This window comes from Pseudomonas sp. GW823-FHT03E05 (assembly GCF_058796855.1).
Window position 1 is genome coordinate 789505 of the sequence record NZ_JBXAJB010000002.1, and the last position, 24691, is coordinate 814195.

The 24691-nt window shown below is 63.1% G+C and carries 22 protein-coding genes; 15 read left to right on the forward strand and 7 right to left on the reverse strand.

The features are described 5' to 3' along the window. The first annotated feature begins 56 nt into the window (after positions 1–56). The 4 genes from rhlB (at position 57) to AC1RCO_RS11375 (ending at position 4523) form a co-directional block, all read left to right on the forward strand. Positions 57–1553, forward strand: a complete 1497-nt coding sequence (gene rhlB, locus AC1RCO_RS11360; RefSeq protein WP_015634252.1) for an ATP-dependent RNA helicase RhlB — start codon at positions 57–59, stop codon at positions 1551–1553. Positions 1554–1693: 140 nt separating this feature from the next. After that, entirely contained in the window at positions 1694–2647 is a 954-nt protein-coding gene (locus AC1RCO_RS11365) for an ornithine cyclodeaminase family protein (protein WP_492617707.1), read from the forward strand. A gap of 33 nt (positions 2648–2680) precedes the next feature. Beyond that, a complete protein-coding gene (locus AC1RCO_RS11370) occupies positions 2681–3820 on the forward strand; it encodes an NAD(P)/FAD-dependent oxidoreductase (RefSeq protein ID WP_492617708.1) in 1140 nt (379 codons plus the stop codon). A 73-nt stretch (positions 3821–3893) separates the two neighbouring features. Continuing rightward, positions 3894–4523: a helix-turn-helix transcriptional regulator gene (locus tag AC1RCO_RS11375; protein ID WP_011059395.1), complete on the forward strand. Its 630-nt coding sequence runs from the start codon at positions 3894–3896 to the stop codon at positions 4521–4523. A 94-nt stretch (positions 4524–4617) separates the two neighbouring features. On the opposite strand, the gene AC1RCO_RS11380 is transcribed toward AC1RCO_RS11375, so the two are convergent. The 4 genes from AC1RCO_RS11380 to moaC form a co-directional block, all read right to left on the reverse strand. Next, positions 4618–5394: an ABC transporter substrate-binding protein gene (locus tag AC1RCO_RS11380; RefSeq protein ID WP_053149145.1), complete on the reverse strand. Its 777-nt coding sequence runs from the start codon at positions 5392–5394 to the stop codon at positions 4618–4620. Positions 5395–5612: 218 nt separating this feature from the next. After that, entirely contained in the window at positions 5613–6065 is a 453-nt protein-coding gene (moaE, locus tag AC1RCO_RS11385; RefSeq protein WP_123430101.1) for a molybdopterin synthase catalytic subunit MoaE, read from the reverse strand. Between the two features lies 1 nt (position 6066). Next, on the reverse strand, positions 6067–6309 hold the full coding sequence (locus tag AC1RCO_RS11390; protein WP_011059392.1) for a MoaD/ThiS family protein: 243 nt from the start codon (positions 6307–6309) through the stop codon (positions 6067–6069). Beyond that, on the reverse strand, positions 6306–6779 hold the full coding sequence (gene moaC / locus AC1RCO_RS11395; RefSeq protein ID WP_011059391.1) for a cyclic pyranopterin monophosphate synthase MoaC: 474 nt from the start codon (positions 6777–6779) through the stop codon (positions 6306–6308). The genes AC1RCO_RS11390 and moaC overlap by 4 nt, the downstream gene beginning before the upstream one ends. A 230-nt stretch (positions 6780–7009) precedes the next feature. Here moaC and AC1RCO_RS11400 point away from each other — a divergent pair, with 230 nt between their 5' ends. From AC1RCO_RS11400 to ribD, 6 genes are all read left to right on the forward strand, one after another. Continuing rightward, positions 7010–7456, forward strand: a complete 447-nt coding sequence (locus tag AC1RCO_RS11400; RefSeq protein ID WP_011059390.1) for a DMT family transporter — start codon at positions 7010–7012, stop codon at positions 7454–7456. A 101-nt stretch (positions 7457–7557) separates the two neighbouring features. Beyond that, the gene (locus AC1RCO_RS11405) at positions 7558–8298 is read left to right on the forward strand and encodes a class I SAM-dependent methyltransferase (RefSeq protein ID WP_011059389.1); all 741 of its coding nucleotides are present in this window, start codon (positions 7558–7560) and stop codon (positions 8296–8298) included. Positions 8299–8339: 41 nt separating this feature from the next. After that, the gene (locus AC1RCO_RS11410) at positions 8340–9347 is read left to right on the forward strand and encodes a formylglycine-generating enzyme family protein (protein WP_185066773.1); all 1008 of its coding nucleotides are present in this window, start codon (positions 8340–8342) and stop codon (positions 9345–9347) included. A gap of 66 nt (positions 9348–9413) precedes the next feature. Next, positions 9414–10013, forward strand: coding sequence for a GTP cyclohydrolase II (locus tag AC1RCO_RS11415; RefSeq protein WP_011059387.1), 600 nt, complete (start codon positions 9414–9416; stop codon positions 10011–10013). 80 nt (positions 10014–10093) lie between these two features. Then, positions 10094–11797 (forward strand): WD40 repeat domain-containing protein, encoded by a 1704-nt coding sequence (locus AC1RCO_RS11420; protein ID WP_492617709.1) that lies wholly within the window; start codon positions 10094–10096, stop codon positions 11795–11797. Further along, on the forward strand, positions 11794–12900 hold the full coding sequence (gene ribD, locus AC1RCO_RS11425) for a bifunctional diaminohydroxyphosphoribosylaminopyrimidine deaminase/5-amino-6-(5-phosphoribosylamino)uracil reductase RibD (protein ID WP_011059385.1): 1107 nt from the start codon (positions 11794–11796) through the stop codon (positions 12898–12900). The genes AC1RCO_RS11420 and ribD overlap by 4 nt, the downstream gene beginning before the upstream one ends. Here the strand turns inward: ribD and AC1RCO_RS11430 are convergent. Next, positions 12879–13805 carry a LysR family transcriptional regulator gene (locus AC1RCO_RS11430; protein ID WP_011059384.1) on the reverse strand — a complete coding sequence of 309 codons (927 nt, stop codon included), beginning with the start codon at positions 13803–13805 and terminating at the stop codon, positions 12879–12881. The genes ribD and AC1RCO_RS11430 overlap by 22 nt on opposite strands. Positions 13806–13851: 46 nt before the next feature. On the opposite strand from AC1RCO_RS11430, the gene AC1RCO_RS11435 reads away from it, so the two are divergent. The 3 genes from AC1RCO_RS11435 to AC1RCO_RS11445 are packed head-to-tail and all read left to right on the forward strand — an operon-like array spanning position 13852 to position 18506. Beyond that, complete coding sequence (locus AC1RCO_RS11435) at positions 13852–14265, forward strand: VOC family protein (protein WP_011059383.1); 414 nt, start codon at positions 13852–13854, stop codon at positions 14263–14265. A 30-nt stretch (positions 14266–14295) separates the two neighbouring features. Further along, the gene (locus tag AC1RCO_RS11440) at positions 14296–15447 is read left to right on the forward strand and encodes an efflux RND transporter periplasmic adaptor subunit (protein WP_015634242.1); all 1152 of its coding nucleotides are present in this window, start codon (positions 14296–14298) and stop codon (positions 15445–15447) included. Next, entirely contained in the window at positions 15444–18506 is a 3063-nt protein-coding gene (locus AC1RCO_RS11445; RefSeq protein ID WP_072443060.1) for a MexW/MexI family multidrug efflux RND transporter permease subunit, read from the forward strand. The genes AC1RCO_RS11440 and AC1RCO_RS11445 overlap by 4 nt, the downstream gene beginning before the upstream one ends. 59 nt (positions 18507–18565) lie before the next feature. On the opposite strand, the gene AC1RCO_RS11450 is transcribed toward AC1RCO_RS11445, so the two are convergent. Beyond that, positions 18566–19960, reverse strand: a complete 1395-nt coding sequence (locus tag AC1RCO_RS11450; RefSeq protein WP_011059380.1) for a PhoH family protein — start codon at positions 19958–19960, stop codon at positions 18566–18568. A gap of 346 nt (positions 19961–20306) precedes the next feature. Then, positions 20307–21431 (reverse strand): polysaccharide deacetylase family protein, encoded by a 1125-nt coding sequence (locus AC1RCO_RS11455; RefSeq protein WP_011059379.1) that lies wholly within the window; start codon positions 21429–21431, stop codon positions 20307–20309. A gap of 211 nt (positions 21432–21642) precedes the next feature. Here AC1RCO_RS11455 and yaaA point away from each other — a divergent pair, with 211 nt between their 5' ends. Both yaaA and AC1RCO_RS11465 read left to right on the forward strand, forming a co-directional pair. After that, complete coding sequence (gene yaaA, locus AC1RCO_RS11460) at positions 21643–22422, forward strand: peroxide stress protein YaaA (RefSeq protein ID WP_011059378.1); 780 nt, start codon at positions 21643–21645, stop codon at positions 22420–22422. A gap of 813 nt (positions 22423–23235) precedes the next feature. Further along, positions 23236–24552, forward strand: a complete 1317-nt coding sequence (locus AC1RCO_RS11465) for a nucleotide sugar dehydrogenase (protein ID WP_011059377.1) — start codon at positions 23236–23238, stop codon at positions 24550–24552. The last annotated feature ends 139 nt before the right edge of the window (positions 24553–24691 follow it).

Below are 24691 nucleotides of genomic sequence, written 5' to 3' on the forward strand. Positions count from 1 at the left end.
CGCGCCCGCTTCTTGCATTACACTGGCCGGCGTACATTCCTTAACCAATTGATGAGATGACCGTGCTCAAAGCACTCAAGAAAATCTTCGGTAAAAGCGAGGCTGAGCCGCTCGCGCCAAGCCCCAGTGCCCCCTCCCCCAGTTCCAGCAGCCGTCATGACGGCCGTCAGCCGGAACGGAGCGCACCCGCTACCGCAGCTAAAAAAGAACCGGTGAACACACCGGCCACCCCTTCCGCTCCCAAAGCCCCACGCCAAGAGAAGCCCAAGGCCGAGCAACCCAAAGCTGAGCAGCCGCGTCGCCCGCGCGCGCCGAAACCGCCGGTCAGCACCTGGAAACTCGAAGACTTCGTGGTCGAACCCCAGGAAGGCAAGACCCGCTTCCACGACTTCAAGCTCGCTCCGGAACTGATGCACGCCATCCAGGACCTGGGCTTTCCCTATTGCACGCCAATCCAGGCCCAGGTGCTGGGCTATACCCTGGCGGGCAAGGACGCCATCGGCCGGGCCCAGACCGGTACCGGCAAGACCGCCGCATTCCTGGTGTCGATCATCACCCAGCTGCTGCAGACCCCGCCGCCCAAGGAGCGCTACATGGGCGAACCACGGGCGCTGATCATCGCTCCGACCCGGGAGCTGGTGGTACAGATCGCCAAGGACGCCGCGGCGCTGACCAAGTACACCGGCCTCAACGTCATGACCTTCGTTGGCGGCATGGATTTCGACAAGCAGCTCAAGCACCTGGAAGCGCGCCACTGCGACATCCTGGTCGCCACCCCGGGCCGCCTGCTGGACTTCAACCAGCGCGGCGACGTGCACCTGGACATGGTCGAAGTGATGGTGCTGGACGAAGCCGACCGCATGCTCGACATGGGCTTCATCCCGCAGGTACGGCAGATCATTCGCCAGACACCTCCCAAGAGCGAGCGCCAGACCCTGCTGTTCTCCGCCACCTTCACCGAAGACGTGATGAACCTGGCCAAGCAATGGACCACCGACCCGGCCATCGTCGAGATCGAAGCCGAGAACGTCGCCAACGCCAACGTCGAACAGCACATCTATGCCGTGGCCGGCGCCGACAAGTACAAGCTGCTGTACAACCTGGTCACCGACAACGGCTGGGAACGGGTGATGGTCTTCGCCAACCGCAAGGATGAAGTGCGACGCATCGAGGAACGCCTGGTACGCGATGGGGTGAACGCCGCCCAGCTGTCCGGCGACGTGCCGCAGCACAAGCGGATCAAGACCCTGGAAGGCTTCCGCGAAGGCAAGATCCGGGTCCTGGTGGCCACCGACGTGGCCGGCCGCGGCATCCACATCGACGGCATCAGCCACGTGATCAACTTCACCCTGCCGGAAGTGCCGGACGACTACGTGCACCGCATCGGCCGGACCGGTCGCGCCGGTGCCGACGGCGTATCCATCAGCTTCGCCGGCGAAGACGACTCCTACCAGCTGCCATCGATCGAAGCCCTGCTGGGCCGCAAGATCAGCTGCGAGATGCCGCCCGCCGAACTGCTGCGCCCGGTGGAGCGCAAACGCCCGCAAGCCTGACGGCCGGCACACCCGCGGCGCCCCGGCAACCTGAAGAAACGCAGCCCGACCACAGGCTGCGTTTTTTTTCGCCTGGATATTGCCCGCCAAAACTAAAAGTCCATAATAGACAAATTAGTTTAAATCCTGGGAACCCTTGCATGTCCAGCACGCCTTACGTGATTGCCCGCCCCGAGGCCCGTCAATTGCTCGAACGCATCGACGTGCCGCAGATCCTGCGCAAACTGTTCCGCGACCTGGCTGCCGGGCTCGCCGTGCAACCGGCGCAGCAACTGGTGGAGTTTCCCCAGGGGGCCGGCGACTTCATCAATTACCTGGGGGTGCTGGCCGAAGACCGGGTGTACGGGGTCAAGACCTCGCCCTACATCGTCCGTACCGAAGGCGCGCTGGTCACCGCCTGGACGTTGCTGATGTCCATGGACAGCGGCCAGCCGTTGCTGCTGTGCGACGCCGCCGAACTGACCACCGCCCGTACCGCGGCCACCACAGCGGTCGCGGTCGACGCCCTGGCGCCCCCCACAACCCGGCACCTGGCAATCATCGGTAGCGGCGCGGTGGCCCAGGCGCACTTGCGCTATGTGCAAAACCTGCGCCCCTGGCAGAGCATCCGCCTCTACTCCCCGAGCCTGGCGAACAAGCCCGCCGCGGAGCTTGCCCGCCTGCAAGCCCTCGACCCGCGCTTGCAACTGGTGGCCCGGCTTGAGGACGCCACCGAGGGCGCCGACGTGATCATGCTCTGCACCTCGTCCGCCGGACCCGTGCTGGATCCGAGCAGCCTCGGCAAGCCGGCGCTGATCACCTCCATCAGCACCAATGCGCCACGGGCCCACGAAGTGCCGCCCGCGGCCCTGGCACAGATGCAGGTCTACTGCGACTACCGGCGCACCACACCGGGCTGCGCCGGTGAAATGCTGATCGCCAGCGAACAGCACGGCTGGGACAGTGCGGCGATTCTCGGCGACCTGCCGGAGCTGCTCAGCGAACAGGCCCCGCTCCCGGATGCCGAACGCCCGGTGTTCTTCCGTTCCATCGGCCTGGGCCTGGAAGACATCGCCCTGGCCAATGCCCTGTACCACCTGCGGCGCGCGCAGTAACCACTGCTGCTCGCCCCTATTGCGGAGCTTCGAATGATCCAGGCAGATTTCATCATCATTGGCGGCGGTATCGCCGGCGCGTCCACCGGCTACTGGCTGTCGCCCCATGGCCGGGTGGTTGTGCTGGAACGTGAATCCCATCCCGCCTATCACTCCACCGGCCGCTCCGCGGCGCTCTATACCGCCGCCTACGGCACCGCCCAGGTGCGCGCCCTGACCCTGGCCAGCCGGGCCTTCTTCGACCACCCGCCGCAGGGTTTCTGCGAGCACCCGCTGCTGACCCCGCGGGGTGAAATGACCGTGGACTTCAACGGTGATCCGGCCGAGCTGAACAACCAGTACCTGAGCGCCAGGGCCACGGTGCCGGAGATGCAACTGCTGAGCGCCGACGAAGCCTGCGCGCGCCTGCCGATCCTGCGCCGGGAAAAGGTCCATGGCGCGCTCTACGACCCCAGCGCCAGCGATATCGACACCGACGCCCTGCACCAGGGCTACCTGCGGGGCATCCGCCGCAACCAGGGCCAGGTCTGCACCGACCATGAAGTGCTGGGGATCGAGCGCGACAGCCAAGGGCAGTGGCAGGTGCGAACGGCCGCTCAGGCGTTCAGTGCGCCGGTGTTGATCAATGCCGCCGGGGCCTGGGCCGACCACATCGGCACAATGGCCGGAGCCCGCGCCCTGGGCCTGCAGCCCAAGCGCCGCGCGGCTTTCATCTTCGCCGCCGCCGAAGGCCTGGACTTTCACCACTGGCCAATGCTGGTGAGCCTGGATGAATCCTTCTACATGAAGCCCGACGCCGGCATGTTCCTCGGCTCACCGGCCAATGCCGATCCGGTTGAACCCCACGATGTGCAACCCGAAGAACTGGACATTGCCCTGGGTATCCACCAGATCGAAGAAGCCACCACCCTGAGCATCCGTCGTCCGACCCGGACCTGGGCCGGGCTGCGCAGCTTTGTCAGCGACGGCGATCTGCTGGCCGGTTTCGACCTGCAGGTTCCGGGGCTGTTCTGGGTTGCCGGCCAGGGCGGCTACGGTATCCAGACCTCGCCGGCCATGGGCCAGGCCAGCGCCGCCCTGGTGCGAGGTGCCCCCTTGCCGGAACACCTGACCCGCTTCGGCCTCACGACTGCCATGCTCTCCCCGGCCCGCCTCGACCGAACCACCGGTTGAGGCGCCCCCAACGATTGCGGCACACTCCCAGCGCCCGCTGCCGGCGGGCGCTGAAGCTGCCTGGAGTACGACCATGACCTCACCTGCAAAGGACCCTGCCCTGGACAATTTCCGGGCGATTGCCGATGCCATTGCCACCCTGTTCTTCCCCCATGCCGAGGTGGTGCTCCACGACCTGCGTACACAGAAGATCGACTACATCGCCAACAACCTGTCCAAACGCGAAGTGGGCGACGACGCAGCCCTGGAAGACCTGCTCAGCGGCGACCGCGACGAACGCAACATCGGCCCCTATGAAAAGCTCAACTGGGACGGACAGAAGATCCGCAGCCTCAGCAGCGTGCTGCGCGACAGCCAGGGCCAGCCCCAGGCGGTGCTGTGCATCAACCTGAACATCTCGCTGTTCGAAAACGCCAAGGCGGCGCTGGACCTGTTTCTGTCGCCGAGCAAACTGATTCCCCAGCCCGACTCGCTGTTTCGCGATGACTGGCAGGAGCGGATCAACACCTTCCTGCACAACTGGCTGCGCGAGCGCCAGCTGGGGCTGAACCTGCTGACCCGCGATCACAAGCGCGAACTGGTGCTGGCGCTGCACGCCGAGGGCGCCTTCAAGGGCAAGAGCGCCTCCAACTACGTGGCCAACGTGCTGAACATGGGCCGGGCGACGGTGTACAAGCACCTGAAAGAATTGAAGGGACAATAAAGGTTCACGAGCAAGCTCGCTCCTACGCGGAATTGCACAACACCTGTAGGAGCGAGCTCGCTCGCGAAGGCGTCCTCAAGAACGCCACAATGTCTCAATCCCCATAGATATCCGACTTGAAGTACTTGGCCTGGATCTTCTGATATTCACCATTGGCCCGAATATCATCGATGGCCTTGTTCAACTCGCCCACCAGTTCACTGTTGCCCTTGCGCACGGCAATCCCGGCGCCCTCGCCGACGTACTTCGGATCTTTGAGCTCAGGCCCGACAAAGGCGTAGGCGGCCCCCCGGGGCATCGACAGAAAGTCGGCCAGCGGAATGCTGTCGGCAAAGATCGCGTCCAGGCGCCCGGCCGCCAGGTCCATGTAGATCTCCTCGTTGTTGCTGTAGCGCACCACCTTGATGCCCTTGGGCTCGAACACCTCCGTGGCATAGCGGTCGGTGGTGGTGGAGCGCTGCACGCCCACGGTCTTGCCCTTGAGGCTGGCGTACTGGTCGTCCACCTCGGCGCCCTTCTTCATCACCAGGCGCGACGACGTGAAGTAGTACTTGTGGGTGAAATCCACGGATTTGCGGCGCTCGGCGGTAATGGTCATGGAGGACAGCGCAGCGTCGATCTTCTTCACCTTCAGCGAAGGAATCAGGCCGTCGAACTCGCCCTCGATCCACTCGCACTTGACCTGCATCTGCGCGCACAGGGCATTGCCGATGTCGTAGTCGAAACCACCGATCTTGCCCTCGGCGGTCTTGAAGGCAAATGGCGGGTACGCCGCCTCGATGCCCAGGCGCAGGGTCTTTTCGGCCGCGAACAGGCTGCTGCACGCCAACAGGCTCAAGGCCAGGCCACTGATCAGGGGGAGTTTTTTCATGTTCGTTCTCTCGCGGGTTGTTGTTGGTTTGGCAAGACAGAAAGAAGAGGAGAAACAGGCGACGCTTTATTTGTACTTGTTAATCCATACTGGACTTTTACGTACATATCGTCAACGGCGCGCGCAACGACTTATCCCCAGCGGTCGGCGGGAACAGTCGCAGTCGATTGCAGGTTGGATTGCGGCGGGCTCAGGCGCCGCCGGCAAGTATCAGGGGATCAGTCTTTCCAGCGCGCGGCCGCCGCGTGATCACTGTCGCGGCCTTCCACCCAGCGCGGGCCGTCGGCGGTGTTTTCCTTTTTCCAGAACGGCGCCCGGGTCTTCAGGTAATCCATGACAAAGACACAGGCATCGAACGCAGCCTGGCGATGGGCACTGGCCGCACCGACAAACACAATGGGCTCGCCCGGCTCCAGGGCGCCGATGCGGTGCAGCACTTCCAGTTGCAACAGCGGCCAGCGCTGCTCGGCTTCGGCGGCGATCTTGCCCAGGGCCTTTTCGGTCATGCCCGGGTAGTGCTCAAGAAACATGCCGTGGACATCCTGCCCATCATTGAAATCGCGCACGTAGCCGACAAAGCTGACCACCGCACCCACCCCGGTATCCGCGGCGTGCATGGCGTTGACTTCAGCCCCGGGATCGAACGCTGCTGACTGCACTCGAATCGCCATCTCAACCTCCGGTCACCGTGGGAAAAAACGCCACTTCGTCGCCGTCTTCCAGGGGTTCGTCCAGCTGGCACAGCTCTTCATTGCGGGCGCACATCAGGTTCTGCTCGGCCAATACCTCGGCCCCGTCCCGGGACAGCAACGCCTGGCGCACATCCTCGACCTGCTGGAACACGCCTTCGATCTCCAGCCCGTCAATGCCCAGGGCCTCGCGGTAGCGAGCGAAAAACTTCACCGAGATCTTCATGCCTGATCCGCCTGGTAATGGCCGCTCTTGCCGCCGAGCTTCTCCAGCACCCGAACGCTGTCGATGGTCATGCCCCGGTCCACCGCCTTGCACATGTCATAGATGGTCAGCGCGGCGACGCTGGCGGCGGTCAGCGCCTCCATTTCCACCCCGGTCTGCCCCGATAGCTTGCAACGCGCAACGATGTGCACGCAGTCCTCGCCTTCGGCACTGAGCTCGACCTTGACACTGGTAAGCATCAACGGATGGCACAGGGGGATCAGGTCACTGGTTTTCTTTGCCGCCTGGATCCCGGCGATGCGCGCCACGGCGAATACATCGCCCTTGGGGTGACCGCCGCTGACGATCATCTGCAGGGTTTGCGGGAGCATGCGTACCCGCGCTTCGGCCACCGCCTCGCGAAAGGTCACGGCCTTGTCGGTGACGTCGACCATATTGGCGCGCCCCTGGGAATCGAGATGAGTCAGCACGGCGTTACTCCTGATCTGGTGGCGGCGATTGTAAACCCGCGGGTCAGTTTTCCGCACCCTGCAGCCCCGCCCCCCGGGGGAAAACAATCCTGCCCGAGATGGTCAGCCGGCCTGTCTGGCCCAGGGTCCCAGAGGACGATCAGCGTGGCGAATACCCAGCATAAGAACAAAGAATTGGCGCCATTATATTAATAAAAGTACAACTTCCCGGAAAAAGGAAACGAAAAAACATGGCATTTCTAATATCAATCCTCCTAAGCCTCCTGGCCGGTTTCGCAGTACCACTACAAGCAGGAACCAATTCAAGACTTGGACACCTATTAGGCCATCCATTATGGGCCACCGGGGTATCACTACTTGTCAGCCTACTGGCACTTATTGCTGTAATAATCTTTATTAAAGTTCCTCGCCCCAACTTCGCAGCCGCTCAGGAAGGCCCCTGGTGGATCTGGATGGGCGGGATTGCCGGTGTGTTCTACATCACCGTCGCCCTACTGATGGCGCCACGCCTAGGGGCCCTCAACTTCATCATGACAGTGATTGTCGGACAACTGATCATTTCCTTGCTCATCGACTATTTCGGTTTGGTCGGTCTTCCACGCCAAACAATAAGCATGCAAAAACTCATTGGCGTACTAGTAGTCATTGGTGGATTCATCATTACCACTCGCGGCTAGCCATAAGAACAACGCAACAACCGATAACAACCAGAAACAACCTGCCCAACTATTTCCTCATCGGAAAGTTAATAACACTCAGCCGACCAGATAGGTGAACAATGACCAGTCAAGCTGCAACTTATGACTCCATCGGTGAACGCTTTGAAGACTTTACCGACACCGCCTCGCAACGCTCGGTAGAAACCGAAACCTTCTTCCATATGGTGGGAGCCATCCAAGGCAAATCCGTCCTGGACCTGGCCTGCGGCTTCGGCTACTTCGGCCGCGAGCTTTACCACCAGGGCGCCAGCAAGGTGGTCGGGGTGGATATTTCCTCATCGATGATCGAACTGGCACGCAAGGAATCGGCGCGCAACCAGGAGGCCATCGAGTATCACGTCGCCAACGTCTGCGACATGGGCGTACTGGGGCACTTCGACCGCGTCACTGCGGCCTGGCTGTTCAACTACGCGCAATCGCCACAAGAGCTGGAAAAGATGTTCAAGGTCGTGGCCAGGAACATGGTCCCCGGCGGCAAACTCATCGCCTACACCGTGGACCCGGGCTTCGAGCTGCAACGCGGCAACTTCACCAAGTACGGCGTCCACGTACTCAGCGAAGAACCCCATGCCGGCGGCTTCCGCCATCACGCCGAGTTCGTTACCCAACCGCCCAGCGCCTTCACCTTCCACCGCTGGAGCCGCGACACCTACGAGCACGCCATCCTCAAGGCCGGCTTCTCCAAGCTGCAGTGGCAGAAGCCAATCATCTCCGTCGCCAATCGTGCCAAGCATCCCGTCGGCTACTGGGACGATTTCGAGCGCAACTGCCTGCAAACCGGGCTGATCTGCACCCTGTGACCGCCCCTCTCCCCTCAACCAGATGCAGGACAAGAAGTACTATGAATTCCAAGGGTTTTGCTCACTGGCCAGTGTTCGACGGCCCCCTGACAGCCGAAATGACCGACAGGCAATTGATGGGCCTCGCGGAACACTTTCAGCCAGGCATCGAGCTTTCGCTGCCCCTGGCAGTCTGGCGGCAGTTGTCCGACAAATCGGCGGAGCAGTTGGCCCTGGGGGTGGAAAACCCTGACGCTCCTCTGTCATGGCGTCTGGCCTCGGCACGGCTGCTGGCACAGACCATGGACCCACGCCTGGATGTACTCAACCCGCCGATGATCACCATCGAAGGCGGCCAGGTCGAGATCGGCCTGGAGGAGTCGGCCATCGACCAGGTGCTGCAGCGCATGCAGGGCCTGGGGCTGGACCGCAGCTGGATCGAGAAGGAGGCCCCGCGCCACCGGGTGGAGCTCAAGCCCTACGCCATTGGCAAGTACCCGGTAACCAACCTGGAATACCGGGCATTCCTGGAGGATTCGCAGTACCCCGTCATCCCCGGCAACTGGCTTTTCGGCCAGTTCCCCAGCGAACGCGCCAACCATCCGGTCTATGGCCTGAGCGCCGGCGATGCCGACGTCTACTGCCAGTGGCTGGCGGCCCGTACCGGTCGCTCGTTCCGCCTGCCCAGCGAAGCGGAATGGGAGTTTGCCGCCGCCGGCCATGAAAACCTCGAATACCCCTGGGGCGACCAGTTTCTGCCCCTGCACGCCAACACCGCGGAAATGGGCCTGTTCGCCACCACCCCGGTAGGTGCCCTGCCCGAGGGCGCATCGCCCTTCGGCTGCATGGACATGGCCGGAAACGTCGAAGAATACGTGGCCGATGACTACGCCCCCTACCCCGGCGGCAACGCCGTCATCGACGACCTGGTGACCGTGGTCGGCACCCACCGGATTGCCCGCGGCGGCAGCTTCACGCGCTTTCGCGACTTGACCCGCAACTGCCGTCGACACGGCAAATACCCCAGGGAGATCTACGTGATGGGCTTCAGGCTCGCCGAGAGCCTCTGACCCGGCATTTCTACTTTTGCAACCAAACAATTACACGTTCAACGTCAAAGAACGGAAGGGATTTCCATGAACACACTCAGCATCAGAAACCAGGTCGACATCCCCCTGAACGACTCGCCCACCCCCGGCACTTTCTACAGTTTCAGCGGCCTGGAAGCGGCCCATGAACACATCCTGATCAAGCTGGGCCCCGCCAGCGAACACAGCCCCCTGGTGCGCATTCATTCCGAATGCCTGACCGGCGATGTCTTCAACTCCCAGCGCTGCGATTGCGGCCCGCAACTGAGCGAGTCCATCTCGCGCATGCAGGAAGAAGGCGGCTACCTCATCTACCTGCGCCAGGAAGGCCGGGGCATCGGCCTGTACGCCAAGCTGGATGCCTACCGCCTGCAAGACGGCGGCATGGACACCTTCGAAGCCAACAGCCACTTGAACTTCCCCGAGGACGGCCGGGACTTCTCCATGGCCGCCAGGATGCTCAAGGCCCTGGGCGTGCAGCACTGCCGCCTGATCACCAACAACCCGGACAAGGTCCAGGCCCTGAAGGACAACGGCATCATCGTGGACAGCACCATCCCCACCGGGGTCTTCCTCACCCGGCACAACAGCCACTACCTGCAAGCCAAGAAAGACAAGAAGCACCACCTCATCGATCTCATCAAATAGAAGAGCCTGCCTCCCCCGGAGCCCGCGGGCCGGGGGACGGCTGCCCGTCATCCGCCAACGCATTATTAAGGACAATAATCATGAGACATTTCGGGCCCATCAGCGGCATCGCCACGTTCAAGGACACCTACGTCGCCACCGCCGGCTACGACAACCAGGTGATCCTCTGGGATGCCAGGACCCGGACCCCGATCCAGCGGGTCCTTCACGATCACCTGGCCAACCAGTGCGCATTCAACGCCGCCGGCACGCTGCTGGTAAGCGCCAGCAGCGACTACACCGCGCGGGTCTGGGAAGTGCCGTCCCTGCGCCTGAAGACCGTGCTCATCGGCCATGACGACGACATCGAGATGGCCGCCTTCTCCCCGCACGGCCAGACCATCGCCACCTGCTCCCGGGACCACAGCATCCGCCTGTTCAACCTCAGCGGCCAGACCCTGCGGATCCTCCACGGCCACACCGCCGACGTGATCTCGGTGTGCTGGTCGGCCGACGGCCAGACCCTGGTGTCGAGCAGCGATGACGGTTCGATCCGGCGCTGGGATGCCAATACCGGGCAACAGCTGGAAACCATCGACCTGGGCGGCGTGGAAACCGACACCGTGGCCCTGTCCCGCGAGGGCATCATTTTCGCCGGCGACGACGAAGGCAAGATCTCCATCATCAGCCCCCGCGGCACCCTGCTGCAGCCCGCCCACAGCGCCGGGATCAAGCGCATCATCTGGGACGACAGCCAGCGCCTGCTGATCAGCCTCAGCTACGACCGCTCGGTCATGCTCTGGCACCTCAAGCAGGACGGCACCCTGGTCAAGACCGCGGAAACCTCCCTGCCGAGCATCATCTGGCCACGCAGTTGCGCGCTGCTGGGCAGCCATCGCATCGCCTTCGTCACCTTCGGCTCACGCTATGCCACCTGGGATTTCGCCACCCAGACCTGGGACCTCAGCGGCATCGAACCGGCGGTCAGCCTCAACGCCGTGGCGGTGGTCGGCGAAGACGTCTACAGCATCGGCGACGCCGGCATCCTGCACATCAACGGCCAACCCAGCATCAAGGCCGGCAGCCTGTGCAACTTCCTCCTGCCCTTTGGCGACAGTGTGTTGACCGGCGGCCAGATGGGCACGGTGTTCGACGCCCGCACCGGCGCCACCCTGTACCAGCACCGCTCGCCCCTGAACTGCGGCACCACCTTCATCAAGGACGGTGCCTTGCACGCAGCTATCGGCACCTACACCGGCGAAGCGCTGATCTTCTGCCTGGACCAGCAGCAGCCGCGCTTCGTCACCCAGGTGCGCATGCATGAGAACGCCATCAAAGGCATCGCCGCCGATGAAACCTACATTTTCAGCGTGTGCGCCACCGCAGCCGCGGCCTTCTTCCGGATTGCCGACTTCGGCCTGGAAACCTACCTGGACAAGGCCCACGAGCGGATCTCCAACGGCTGCACGCAGATCCAGGGCGGCTTCGCCAGCATCGGTCGCGACCTGAAACTGCGCCTGTGGCGCGATGGCGCCAGCGAGGTGTTCGACACGCCCCACAGCCACTCGATCAAGTGCATCGCCATCTCCCGCGACCGCTCGATGATCGCCACCGGCAGCTACGGCGGCACCGTGGCCGTCTTCGATCTGAAAAAGCGCGTCTGGGCCAGTGTGGAGAAACCCACCGCCAGCGGCATTTCCTGCCTGATCCATGACGCCAGCGGCGAAGGTTTCCTGGCCAGCGCCTACGACGGCCGGATCTACCCGATCACGCCCCCGGCCGCTGTCCAGTCGGCGCGCCCATGACCTACTTCAGCGAAGTCGACTTCCAGCACATGCAGCACGCCCTGTCCCTGGCAGAACGGGGCAGCCACTCCACCTGGCCCAATCCGCGGGTGGGTTGCGTGATCGCCCATGGCTCACAAGTGGTCGGCGAAGGCTGGCATCGGCGGGCCGGCGGGCCCCACGCCGAGGTGTTCGCCCTGCGCCAGGCCGGTGGCCTGGCGCGGGGGGCCACCGCCTACGTGACCATGGAACCCTGCAGCCATGTCGGACGCACCGGTGCCTGCCATCAGGCCCTGATCGATAGCGGCGTGCACAGCGTGGTGGTGGCCCATCAGGACCCGTTCGAACAGGTCAACGGCCAGGGCATCGCCCAACTGCGCAACGCCGGAATCGAGGTGCGGGTCGGCCTGCTGGAATCGGCGGCCCAGGAGTTGAACCGGGGCTTTCTGTCCACAGTGCGGCGCCAGCGGCCCTGGGTGCAACTGAAAATGGGCATGAGCCTGGACGGGCGCACGGCCCTGGACAATGGGCGCTCGAAGTGGATCACCAGCACCCGGGCCCGGGCCGACGTGCAGTATTGGCGGGCCCGCAGCTCGGCGATCCTCACCGGCAGCGGTACCGTCCTGGCGGACGACCCACTGCTCACGGTACGCCAGCTGTCCTCCCCGGAGGCCCTGGCGCCAGTACGTGTGGTGCTCGACAGCCAGGGCCGGGTGCCCGCCACGGCGCGGGTGTTCAACGACCAGGCGCCGAGCCTGCACGTGGTGCACCGGGAGTGCCCGCTGGCCAGCAGCGACAGCGAGCAGGTCATGGCGCTGCCCGGGGACGACCAGGGCCTGCACCTTGAGCAGTTGCTGCACAACCTCAGCCAGCGCGGCCTGCACGACCTGCTGGTGGAAGCCGGCCCGACACTGGCCGGCAACCTGCTCAAGGCGCATCTGGTGGATGAGTTGCTGTTGTACGTGGCTCCGCGCCTGCTGGGGGATCTGGCCCGGCCGCTGGTGCACCTGCCGTGCTTCGACCGCCTGGAGGAGGCCCTGGACTTTGCCCTGTATGACGTCAGCCAGCTGGGGCCGGACCTGCGTCTGCGCCTGCGGCCGGCTCAGCCGCCGAGCGCGCTATGAGCGACCACCTGCTTGACCTGCTCACGCAACCAGACATGGGCCGGTTCATTGTCGAAACGCTGATGCCAGATCTGCACGAAGGGAAACGGCGGAATCGGCAACGGCGGTCGCAGCTGGATCAGGTCCTGGTTAAGCAGCGCTTCGTCCAGGGTGCGAGTGGCCACCGTGAGAATCAGGTCGGTGTTGTGAATCATGCTGGGGGCAGTGCGCCAATGGGGCACGCTCACGGCTATCCGCCGCTGCAGCCCTTCGTCGCGCAGCAGGCTGTCCACCTCGCCGTTGGCGCTGCCATCCATCGACACCAGGATGTGTGGCCGGGCCAGGTAGCTGTCCAGGTCCAGCGTGCCGTCGGCCGGCAACGTGCGTCGGTCGAGGAGGCAGGAGAAGGTTTCCTCGAACAGTACCTCGGTGGAAATGTCGCCGGACAGGTTGGGAAACACCCCCAGGGCCAGGTCGATCTTGCCCTGGGAAACCTGCTCGAACATTCCGTGCCGGGTGTCCTGGGTCACCACCAAGGTGGTGTTCGGCGCATCGCGGCGCAAACGCACCATCAGGTTGGGCAGCACCAGCGCGGCGCCGTAGTCGGACATCGCCAGGGTGAAGATGCGCTGGGAACTGGCCGGGTCGAAGTCGATGGACTTGCCGAACAGGGTTTCGATCTGGCCGAGGATTTCCCGCAGCGGCTGCTGGATGTTCTGGGCCAGGGAACTGAGCACCAGTTCGCTGCCCCGGCGAATCAGGATCGGGTCATCCAGCAACCCGCGCAACTTGCTCAACGAGTGGCTGATGGCCGGCTGGCTCAAGTGCAGGCGCAAGGCCGTGCGGGTGACATGTTTTTCTGTCAGCAGGGCATCAAGCACCACCAGCAGGTTCAAATCGATATTGCGCAGTAAGACCGTGACCATCCTGTCATTTCCAACTCAGGGAGCAAGGTCCCAAAAGGAGCAACACATGCTGCAACTCAAACGAATTATTGAAACAGCCCTTTATGTGAACGATCTCGACATCGCGAAAGAATTCTACGCAAAAACCTTCCAGCTGGAAGTCATGGTCGAGAGTGATGTCCTCGTGGCGCTGAACATCGGCGGCCAGAATACCCTGTTGCTCTTCAAGCGGGGCGCCTCGCTGCACACCAAATACCTCAGCGGCGGCGAGATCCCGCCCCACGATGCCAGCGGGCGGATCCATGTGTGCTTTGCCATCGACAAACAGGACCTGCCCGGCTGGAAGGAACGCCTGGCCCGCTCCGGCATTCCCCTGGAAGGTCGTACCGAATGGCCCAAGGGCGGCTCCAGCATCTATTTCCGCGACCCGGATGAAAACCTCGTCGAGCTGCTCACCCCCGGTTGCTGGCCGATCTACTGAAACTGCAACTGACGTCAAGGAGTGAATGTCATGGTGTCCGTCGGTGTAACCAAGCCCCCCTCCCTGCGCGCATGGCTGGCGCTGATCGCGGCGCTGCTGACCGTCGGCCTGCTGGCCGGGTGGCTGTGGCACGGGGCCCGGCCCGGCCCACAGGCCTATGCACAGGCACCGGTCAAGGTCGCCGTGGCCACGGCCAGTACCCTGCCCTTCCCGAACTACCTGGAAGCCATCGGCGAACTGGAGGCGATCCAGCAAGTCAGCGTGCCGGCGGAAATCGGCGGGCGCATCGTCAACCTGCCGATCCAGTCAGGGCAGCGGGTCGAACGCGGCCAGGTCCTGGTCCAGCTCAACGACGCGCCCCAGCGCGGCAACCTGGTGCGCCTGCAAGGGGAAATGGAAAACGCCCGGATCCGCCTCGAACGCTCGCGGCGCCTGGTGTCGGTCAACGCCACCTCCAGGGAAGCCTTCGACAATGCCCAGACCGAGCTGTCCACCGCCAAGGGCGCCTTGCAGGCGCTGACCGCGGAAATCGAGCAGCGCACCATTCGCGCGCCCTTTGCCGGCACCCTGGGCATTCGCAAGGTGCACCTGGGGCAATACGTGAACCCCGGGGACGTACTGATCAACCTGATTGGCGACAAGGGCCTGTACGTCAACTTCAGCGTGCCCGAGCAGGCGCTGGCCCAGGTCACGCCAGGGGCGACCCTGGAAGTGCTTCTCGACGCCCTGCCCGGGCAGGTGCTCAGCGCCAAAGTGAGCGCTGTCGATCCGTTTCTCGATCGCACCCGCACCCTGAGCATCCAGGCGCGCCTGCAAGACCCGCCAGCCAGCGCCCTGCCCCATATGTTCGCTCGTGTGCGGCTGGCCCAGCCGCTGCCCAGCGGCACCTTGAGCGTGCCGGAAACCGCGGTGACCTATAACGCCTACGGCGAAGAGTTGTTCGTGGTCCAGCCGGCCAAGGATGCCCAGGGCGCGCCGACGGTGCAGCGGGTATCGGTGAAAACCGGCGCGCGGCATGCCGGCCGGGTGGTGATCGACAGCGGCCTGGCGCCGGGCGCGCAAGTGGTGACGTCCGGGCAGATCAAGCTCAGTGACGGCGCCCCGATCGAACCGCAGCAGCACAGCGTGCTCAGCGATGCCGGCGGCAGTGCGACGACCCTGGCCGCAGGAGAAGAGCCGTGAAGTTCACCGATCTGTTTGTCCGCCGCCCGGTGCTGGCGCTGGTGGTCAGCCTGCTGATCCTGCTGGCGGGGCTCAAGGCCTACAGCAACCTGCCGGTGCGCCAGTACCCGTTGCTGGAAAGCTCGGTGATCAGCGTCACCACCGACTACCCCGGGGCGCCGGCTGAGCTGATGCAGGGCTTTGTCACCCAGCCGATCAACCAGTCCCTGGCCTCGGTGGAAGGGGTGGACTACGTCAGCTCGTCCTCGGTCCAGGGGCGCAGCCTGATCACCCTGCGCATGGCCCTCAACCAGGATTCGTCGAAGACCCTGAGCGAGGTGATCGCCAAGGTCAACCAGGTCAAGTACCGCCTTCCCGAGCAGGCCTACGACCCGGTGATCGAGCGTTCCGCCGGGGACGCCACCGCCGTGGCCTATGTCGGTTTCGCCAGCCGCTCGCTGTCCGCCTCGGCGCTGAGCGACTACCTCAGCCGGGTGGTACAGCCGCTGTTTTCCAGCATCGAGGGCGTGGCCAAGGTCGAGACCTTCGGCGGCCAGCGCCTGGCCATGCGCCTGTGGCTGGACCCGCAGCGCATGGCCGGCCACGGCGTCAGCGCGGCCCAGGTGGAACAGGCGATCCGCGCCAACAACTTCCAGGCCGCCCCCGGGCAGATCAAGGGCCAGTACGTGATCTCGTCGATCCAGGTCAACACCGACCTGAGCAACCTCGACGAGTTTCGCGACATGGTCATCAGCAACCGTGGCGACCACCTCCTGCGCCTGCGGGACATCGCCCGGGTCGAGCTGGGCTCGGCGTCCTATGAAACCAGTGCGCTGATGGACGGCAAGCCGGCGGTGCACCTGGGCCTGTATGCCACGCCCAAGGGCAACCCGCTGCTGATCGTCGCCGACATCAAGCGCCTGCTGCCGGAGATCCAGAAGACCCTGCCGCCGGGAGTGGAGGTGGCCCTGGCGTTCGAGACCGCCCACTTCATCCAGGCCTCGATCATCGAGGTTATCGAAACCCTGATCGAAGCCATCCTGATCGTGGTGGCGATCATCTACCTGTGCCTGGGCTCGGCCCGCAGCGTGCTGATCCCGGTGGTCAGCATTCCGCTGTCGATGGTCGGCGCACTGGCGCTGATGCACCTGTTCGGCTTCAGCATCAACCTCCTGACTCTGCTGGCCATGGTCCTGGCCATCGGCCTGGTGGTGGACGATGCCATCGTGGTCATGGAGAACATCCACCGCCACCTCAAGGAGGGTCGCACGCCGTTGCAGGCGGCCTTTGTCGGGGCGCGGGAAATCGCCTCGCCGGTGATCGCCATGACCATCACCCTGGCTGCGGTGTACATGCCCATCGGCCTGATGAGCGGGCTGACCGGCGCGCTGTTCAAGGAGTTCGCCCTGACCCTGGCCGGCGCGGTGCTGATCTCCGGGGTAGTGGCCCTGACCCTGACCCCGGTGATGTGCGCCAAGCTGCTGCCGGCGGGGCAGCAGGAAGGCCGCATGAGCCGCTGGGCCGAGCAGTTCTTCCACTGGCTGGCACGTCTCTACCAGCACGGCCTGGTGCGTTCCCTGCGCTGGCGCGGCGCGGTCCTGGCGTTTGCCGCCCTGGTGCTGCTCAGCCTGCCGTGGCTCTACGGCCACGCCAGCAAGGAGCTGGCGCCCAACGAAGACCAGGGCAACCTGCTGCTGGCGATCAAGTCGCCGCAGCACGCCAACCTGGACTATGTCGAGCGCTATGCCTACCAGCTGGACGCGATCCTCCAGGGCCTGCCGGAAACCGTCAGCACCTGGATCATCAATGGCAGCGACGGCGTGGCCGCCAGTTTCGCCGGGGTCAACTTCAGCGAGTGGTCGCAACGCCAGCGCAGCGCGGCCAGCATCCAGCAGCAGTTGCAGCAGGAGGTCGATGCGGTCGAGGGCAACTCGATCTTCGTCTTCCAGTTGCCGCCGCTGCCGGCCTCCACCGGCGGCCTGCCGGTGCAACTGGTGATCCGCAGCACCGAGGACTACCGCTCGCTGTTCCAGGCCATGGAGGAGATCAAGCAGCAGGCCCGGGCCAGCGGCCTGTTCGCGGTGGTGGACAGCGACCTGGAGTTCAACAACCCGGTGACCGAGGTGCGCATCGATCGCAGCAAGGCCAACAGCCTGGGCATCCGCATGCAGGACATCGGCACCACCCTGGCGGTGCTGATCGGCGAGAACTACACCAACCGCTTCGCCCTGCAAGGCCGCTCCTACGACGTGATTCCCCAGAGCGCCGCAGCCCAGCGCCTGACGCCCCAGGCCCTCAACGGCTTCTACGTGGAGACCGACAGCGGCACCCAGGTGCCGTTGTCCACCGTGGTCAGCCTGCATGACAGCATCCAGCCCAACAAGCTCAAGCAGTTCAACCAGCAGAATGCCGCGACCTTCCAGGGCATCCCCGCCCCGGGGGTCAGCCTGGGCCAGGCGGTGGCCTTCCTGCAGCAGCAAAGCCAGGCCCTGCCCGCCAGTTTCAGCCATGACTGGCAGGCCGATTCGCGGCAGTTCATCCACGAAGGCAATGCCCTGCTGCTGACTTTCCTGTTCGCCCTCATCGTGATCTACATGGTGCTGGCCGCGCAGTACGAAAGCCTGAGCGACCCGCTGATCATCCTGATCACCGTGCCGCTGTCGATCTGTGGCGCGCTGATTCCCCTGGCGCTGGGGCTGGCGACCATCAATATCTACACGCAGATCGGCCTGGTGACCCTGATCGGCCTCATCAGCAAGCACGGCATCCTGATGGTGGAGTTCGCCAATGAACTGCGCGCCGCCCTGGGCTGCACTGCGGCCCAGGCGATTATCCGCGCGGCACGGATCCGCCTGCGGCCGATCCTCATGACCACCGCCGCCATGGTGGTGGGGCTGGTGCCGCTGCTGTTTTCTTCCGGCGCCGGCGCCAGCAGCCGTTTCGGCCTGGGGCTGGTGATCGTCATCGGCATGCTGGTGGGCACCCTGTTCACCCTGTTCGTGCTGCCGTCGATCTACAGCCTGATGGCACGCGCCCACAGTCGCTCCAGCGAGCTGGAGGAACTGCAGCAACTGGCCTGAGCCTGCGCCAGAAGTGCAACGGGCGGCCCAAGGGCCGCCCGTTGTGTTCCAGGGTGAGGTTACAAGTGGCTTTCGGCGTATTCCGCCAGGATCGAGCGCGGCACCCCTTGCAGGGTGATGTGCACGCCGTTGGGGAAGTCCTTGAAACGTTCGGTGAGGTAGGTCAGGCCAGAACTGGTGGCCGACAGGTAGGGGGTATCGATCTGTGCCAGGTTGCCCAGGCACACCACTTTGGAACCGGCGCCGGCACGGGTGATGATGGTCTTCATCTGGTGCGGGGTGAGGTTCTGGCATTCGTCGATCAGGATCAGGCTCTGCTGGAAGCTGCGGCCGCGGATGTAGTTCAGGGATTTGAACTGCAACGGCACCTTGCTGAGGATGTAGTCGACGCTGCCGTGGGTGTTCTCGTCATCCATGTGCAGGGCTTCGAGGTTGTCGGTGATGGCGCCCAGCCAAGGTTCCATCTTCTCCGCCTCGGTGCCGGGCAGGAAGCCGATCTCCTGGTCCAGCCCCTGCACGCTGCGGGTGGCGATGATGCGCCGGTAGCGCTTGCTGACCATGGTCTGCTCGATAGCGGCGGCCAGGGCCAGGATGGTCTTGCCCGAGCCCGCGGCGCCGGACAGGTTGACCAGGTGGATATCCGGATCGAGCAGCGCGTACAGCGCCAGGCCCTGGTAGATGTCCCGCGGTTTCAGGCCCCAGGCTTCCTGGTGCAACAGGGGTTCCTGATGCAGGTCGAGGATCAGCAGCACATCGGCGCGGATTTCCTTGATCCAGCCGACAAAGCCCTGTTCGTCGATGATGAATTCATTGATGTGCACCGCCGGCAGGTTGTCGATCAACTGCACCTGGTGCCAGGTACGGCCATGGTCCTGGCGGGTTTCCACCTTGCTTACGCGGTCCCAGAACGAGCCGCTCATGTTGTGGAAACCATTGGGCAGCAGGGAAACATCGTCCACCAGTTGGTCGGTGCTGTAGTCCTCGGCGGCGATCCCGCAGGCCCGCGCCTTGAGGCGCATGTTGATGTCTTTGGTCACCAGCACCACGGGCAGGTCCTTGTTGCGCGCGTGCAGGTCGATCAGCTGGTTGATGATGATGTTGTCGTTGAGGTTGTCCGGCAACAGGCTGGTGGGCTCGTTGCGCTTGCTCATGAGGATCGACAGCAAGCCCTTGGGCCCGCTCTTGCCACGCTGGATCGGTACGCCCAGCTCGACGTCCTCGGGTGAGGCTTCACCCAGGGTCTTGTCGATCAGGCGGATGGCCTGGCGGCATTCGGCGGCCACGCTGTGATGCCCGCTCTTGAGCTTGTCCAGCTCTTCGAGGACGGTCATGGGGATGGCGACGTGGTGTTCTTCGAAATTCAGTAAGGCGTTTGGATCGTGAATCAATACATTGGTATCGAGTACATAAAGGATTGGCTGGTTGGAAGAAGAGCTACGTCCGTGGTCATCCATACTCGGTCACCTTATGTGGGAGCCAGTCGACGCAATACCATGGGGTATCGCGCCTCGAAGGGCCACCGAATTCACCCGCGGGGGTTCAGGTGACCTGCACACACAAGGAGTCTTGGGAGACGCCACCTGTGTCGCAGGTTTCGGCGGTCTGAGTTCGTAATACTCCAAAAACCGTGACAGGAAAAAGCACTTTGACGCTTTTTTGATGTTTATTTTGCAGAGTGACGAATAGCCCTTGGCGAGTGGCCCGGGCACCGTTAAAGTCGGAAGTCCGCCTGCCTCGAAATCCCGCTATTTTTCCCCTCTTCAGCCGCCATTTCTCCCTGTTTGCGCAGGCTGTTTCGTTTCAGCGAAATGCATCCTGGCAGTCTTCCCAACCGATGCCGCTCTGCGCGGTCTGGGCCAGCAACCAGGGCAGGCTGCTCTTGACCCCATCCTGCTTGGCATTGAAGGCGATCACCCCGCGTCGCCACAGCAGCATCAAGGTCAACACTCTTTGCCCGCTGTCCTCGGCCTTGAGCTTGCCGGCGCCGTCCTGGGCGTCGATGTCCCATAGCGCCACCTGCATGCCCTGGGCATTGAAGAAGCCCTGGGCGTCGGCGCGACGCTGGCCATAGGGCGGGCGGAACAGCGGTACGTAGTTTTCCGGCAGCTTGCTTTTCACCAGGTCGGCGCTGCGCTGGATCGAGTACTGCCAGTCCTGCCAATGGCTGTGGGAACGGAATTCCCACCCCTGGACCCCAACGCACTGCCGGGAATACAGGGATTGCAGGCTGGCCACCGAAGCCTTGTCGAGACGGTTCTGGATATCGTTGCCAAGAACGAAGAAGGTGCCGCTGAGGTTGGCCTTGCGCAGGTAGTTGGTGAGCCAGGGCGTGTTGTCCGGCGCCAGGTTGGCGGCGCTGTCGAAGGTCAGCAGAAACAGCCGGTCATTGAGCTCGTCGCCATTGCGCTCGTAGTCGCCAAAGCGCAGCACTTCGCTGCTGGTCTGCGGTGACAGCGCGGCCTTGCGCAGCAATTCGTCCAGGTACTGCTCGTGGAAGGTCCGGCTCGGCTCGCCCCAGCGCGCGTAGTAGGAGTCCTGCGCCAGATGGAACTTGCCGGCCTGCTTGCGCAACTGCTGCATGTTTTCCACCAGGTAACAGAAGGACGCGTCCTGGTCGCAGCTCTGCTGGGCGAAGTTGTAGTTATCCAGCAGGCGCTGCCACAGATGTTCGCGCAGCTCAGAGATCGCCTCCATGTTGATCATCCGCAGGCCCAGGCGCTGCTTCATCGAGGCCTCGTCCCAGGCTTCGCTGATCAGCAAGGCGCGAGCGAAGGAGAGGATCTCGGCCCGCGAGGCGACGTCGAACAGGGTCGGATTGTCGAGCCTTTCCGGCCAGGTGCTGCGGTCCAGGGTCGCCACATCATTGGGCGCTGCCAGCACGCTGAAACTCAGAAGCCAGGCCGAGAAGAGAAACGCGATACGCAAAAGGGATGCCTCCAGAACAAAACCCGCGCCGCACTATAGCCGATCTGTGCCAGGAATCAGGGCCCCTTCGCCGGCAAGCCGGCTCCTACAGGCTCGTGCGGGAGCCGGCTTGCCGGCGAACCGCGATCAGCGGTCATGACTATCGCCATCATAGGTGGAGTCCGGGCGCCCGAGCCCCTAGAATCCCCCGACGCCAAAAGGAGACGACCCCATGCTGATGGTGATTTCACCCGCCAAGACCCTCGATTACGAAACACCGCCGGTTACCCAGCGCTTCACCCAGCCGCAATACCTCGACCACTCCCAGGAACTGATCCAGCAACTGCGGGAACTGACCCCGGCGCAGATCAGCGAGCTGATGCACGTATCCGACAAGATCGGCGGGCTCAACGCCGCGCGCTTCGGTAGCTGGACCCCGGCCTTCACTCCAGACAACGCCAAGCAGGCGCTGCTGGCGTTCAAGGGCGACGTCTATACCGGGCTCAACGCCGAAACCCTCAGCGAGGCGGATTTCGACTACGCCCAGCAGCACCTGCGCATGCTTTCCGGCCTGTACGGCCTGCTGCGCCCCCTGGACCTGATGCAGCCCTATCGCCTGGAAATGGGCACCAAGCTGGCCAACGCCCGGGGCAAGGACCTGTACGCCTTCTGGGGCACCCGTATCAGCGAATGGCTGAACGAGGCCCTGGCCGAGCAAGGTGACGACCTGCTGCTGAACCTGGCTTCCAACGAGTACTTCTCGGCGGTCAAGCGCACGGCCCTGAACGCGCGGATCATCAATACCGAGTTCAAGGACCTGAAGAACGGCCAGTACAAGATCATCAGTTTCTATGCCAAGAAAGCCCGTGGCCTGATGAGCCGCTTCGTCATCCAGGAGCGCATCAACGACCCCGCTCAGCTCAAGCAATTCGACGTCCAGGGCTACCGCTTCAGCGCGGAGCAGTCCAAAGCCGACAACCTGGTATTCCTGCGCGACCACGCACCGGAATAAAGCGTTCCCCTGCCGCGCTCGCTTCCAACCGGCGAGCGCGCCAGAATGTGATCATCCGCACATTCCCCGCCTTTAATAAGCCAATTTTCTGGCGCCATAGAACTTTCAGCGTTTTGCCTAACTTTTATTTCACTCGACAGCCCTGATTTTTTTCAGTAGTGGCACCACTTTTTTTATTCGGTAGTGGCACAAAAATATCCCCTCGCTTCAACTCCCCATAACTAAAGGCTCAAACCGTTAGTGCTATCAGTTTGAGAGCAGTGCCATCTTTCTCAATATTTCAAGAAATTTCGAAAAACAGGATGAGCGGGCAGGAACTATGCCTTCAGACACCGCTCATACCACCGGTAACGATTCTCAACGAGGTTGTAGGAGATGACTTACACGTACTCATGAGGAACTAATCAAGTTGCAACATTGATTTGACCAACGAGTCACAAACTTGAACTAAAGGGTAAACAAACGGAGATAAGGCACCTCAACTATCCCCTAACGAGCCAAGGAACAGCTGGCCTTCAAGGCCCCCGAAAACAACTGGAGAGCCCGTACTACGTGGCATCCAGCCATCCACAGGAACGCGGATGGTTTTTCTCGAGGGACCTGCAGCAGGAGCCGCCGGCAACATTCAAGGGCAAGTCAAAACAACATGGATCGGTTGCGCACAACTTGAGTGCATTTATTTAGTCACTCGGAACTTAGTCTGCCTGCACACGGTACTACAGCGTACTTCGCTGGACTTCCGAGTGCGCAACAACAGCTGGCAAACATTAACTCCGGCCATCTAATGGCGTGAATAACACAGAGGTAAATGCGATGCGCATCAGCATATTTGGTTTGGGTTACGTCGGTGCAGTATGTGCCGGTTGCCTGTCCGCACGGGGCCATGAAGTGGTTGGCGTAGATATCTCCAAAGACAAGATCGACCTGATCAACGCCGGCAAGTCGCCGATCGTCGAACCGGGCCTGGGCGAACTTCTGGCGCAAGGAATCCAGACCGCTCGTCTGCGTGGCACCACCAACTTCGCCGAGGCCATTCGCGATACCGACCTGTCGATGATCTGCGTCGGTACCCCGAGCAAGAAGAACGGCGACCTGGAACTGGACTACATCGAATCGGTGTGCCGCGAGATCGGTTTCGTCCTGCGCGACAAGGCCACCCGCCACACCATCGTGGTGCGCAGCACCGTGCTGCCGGGCACCGTGAAGAACGTGGTGATCCCGATCCTCGAAGACTGCTCGGGCAAGAAGGCCGGGGTGGATTTCGGCGTCGCGGTGAACCCCGAGTTCCTGCGTGAAAGCACCGCGATCAAGGACTACGACTTCCCGCCCATGACCGTGATCGGCCAGTTCGACCAGGCCTCCGGTGATGTGCTGCAAGCGCTGTACGAAGAGCTCGATGCACCGATCATCCGCAAGGACATCGAAGTCGCCGAGATGATCAAGTACACCTGCAACGTCTGGCACGCCACCAAGGTCACCTTTGCCAACGAGATCGGCAACATCGCCAAGGCGGTGGGCGTGGACGGCCGTGAAGTGATGGACGTGGTCTGCCAGGACAAGACCCTCAACCTGTCCCAGTACTACATGCGCCCGGGCTTCGCCTTCGGCGGCTCGTGCCTGCCCAAGGACGTGCGCGCCCTGACCTACCGCGCCGGCTCCCTGGACATTGAGGCGCCCCTGCTCAACTCGCTGATGCGCAGCAATGAATCCCAGGTGCAGAACGCCTTCGACATCGTTTCCAGCCATGACAAGCGCAAGGTCGCCCTGCTGGGCCTGAGCTTCAAGGCCGGCACCGACGACCTGCGCGAGAGCCCGCTGGTGGAACTGGCGGAAATGCTCATCGGCAAGGGCTTCGACCTGAGCATCTACGACAGCAACGTCGAGTACGCCCGGGTTCACGGCGCCAACAAGGACTACATCGAGTCGAAGATCCCCCACGTTTCGTCCCTGCTCAACTCGGACTTCGACGCGGTAATCGGCAACTCCGACGTGATCATTCTCGGCAACCGCGACGAGAAGTTCCGCGCCCTGGCCGAAGACGTGCCCCACGGCAAGCAGGTCATCGACCTGGTGGGCTTCATGTCCAAGGCTACCTGCAGCAAAGGCCGTACCGAAGGGATCTGCTGGTAAGGGTTCGCCAGCCAGCCGGCTCCTACCCCATCCCCGTAGGAGCTGGCTGGCCAGCGATCTGGCCCTCCCAGATCTCCATGCCTGCCTTAACCCCCCTCGGGCCACCCCACAGGCTCGCCCGAGACCTTGATGGACGCAG

Bases quoted from the DNA above. Each gene is read 5' to 3' on its own strand.
- rhlB (WP_015634252.1), top strand. From the start codon at position 57: ATGACCGTGCTCAAAGCACTCAAGAAAATCTTCGGTAAAAGCGAGGCT.
- AC1RCO_RS11365 (WP_492617707.1), top strand. From the start codon at position 1,694: ATGTCCAGCACGCCTTACGTGATTGCCCGCCCCGAGGCCCGTCAATTG.
- AC1RCO_RS11370 (WP_492617708.1), top strand. From the start codon at position 2,681: ATGATCCAGGCAGATTTCATCATCATTGGCGGCGGTATCGCCGGCGCG.
- AC1RCO_RS11375 (WP_011059395.1), top strand. From the start codon at position 3,894: ATGACCTCACCTGCAAAGGACCCTGCCCTGGACAATTTCCGGGCGATT.
- AC1RCO_RS11380 (WP_053149145.1), bottom strand. From the start codon at position 5,394: ATGAAAAAACTCCCCCTGATCAGTGGCCTGGCCTTGAGCCTGTTGGCG.
- moaE (WP_123430101.1), bottom strand. From the start codon at position 6,065: ATGGCGATTCGAGTGCAGTCAGCAGCGTTCGATCCCGGGGCTGAAGTC.
- AC1RCO_RS11390 (WP_011059392.1), bottom strand. From the start codon at position 6,309: ATGAAGATCTCGGTGAAGTTTTTCGCTCGCTACCGCGAGGCCCTGGGC.
- AC1RCO_RS11400 (WP_011059390.1), top strand. From the start codon at position 7,010: ATGGCATTTCTAATATCAATCCTCCTAAGCCTCCTGGCCGGTTTCGCA.
- AC1RCO_RS11405 (WP_011059389.1), top strand. From the start codon at position 7,558: ATGACCAGTCAAGCTGCAACTTATGACTCCATCGGTGAACGCTTTGAA.
- AC1RCO_RS11410 (WP_185066773.1), top strand. From the start codon at position 8,340: ATGAATTCCAAGGGTTTTGCTCACTGGCCAGTGTTCGACGGCCCCCTG.
- AC1RCO_RS11415 (WP_011059387.1), top strand. From the start codon at position 9,414: ATGAACACACTCAGCATCAGAAACCAGGTCGACATCCCCCTGAACGAC.
- AC1RCO_RS11420 (WP_492617709.1), top strand. From the start codon at position 10,094: ATGAGACATTTCGGGCCCATCAGCGGCATCGCCACGTTCAAGGACACC.
- ribD (WP_011059385.1), top strand. From the start codon at position 11,794: ATGACCTACTTCAGCGAAGTCGACTTCCAGCACATGCAGCACGCCCTG.
- AC1RCO_RS11430 (WP_011059384.1), bottom strand. From the start codon at position 13,805: ATGGTCACGGTCTTACTGCGCAATATCGATTTGAACCTGCTGGTGGTG.
- AC1RCO_RS11435 (WP_011059383.1), top strand. From the start codon at position 13,852: ATGCTGCAACTCAAACGAATTATTGAAACAGCCCTTTATGTGAACGAT.
- AC1RCO_RS11440 (WP_015634242.1), top strand. From the start codon at position 14,296: ATGGTGTCCGTCGGTGTAACCAAGCCCCCCTCCCTGCGCGCATGGCTG.
- AC1RCO_RS11450 (WP_011059380.1), bottom strand. From the start codon at position 19,960: ATGGATGACCACGGACGTAGCTCTTCTTCCAACCAGCCAATCCTTTAT.
- yaaA (WP_011059378.1), top strand. From the start codon at position 21,643: ATGCTGATGGTGATTTCACCCGCCAAGACCCTCGATTACGAAACACCG.
- AC1RCO_RS11465 (WP_011059377.1), top strand. From the start codon at position 23,236: ATGCGCATCAGCATATTTGGTTTGGGTTACGTCGGTGCAGTATGTGCC.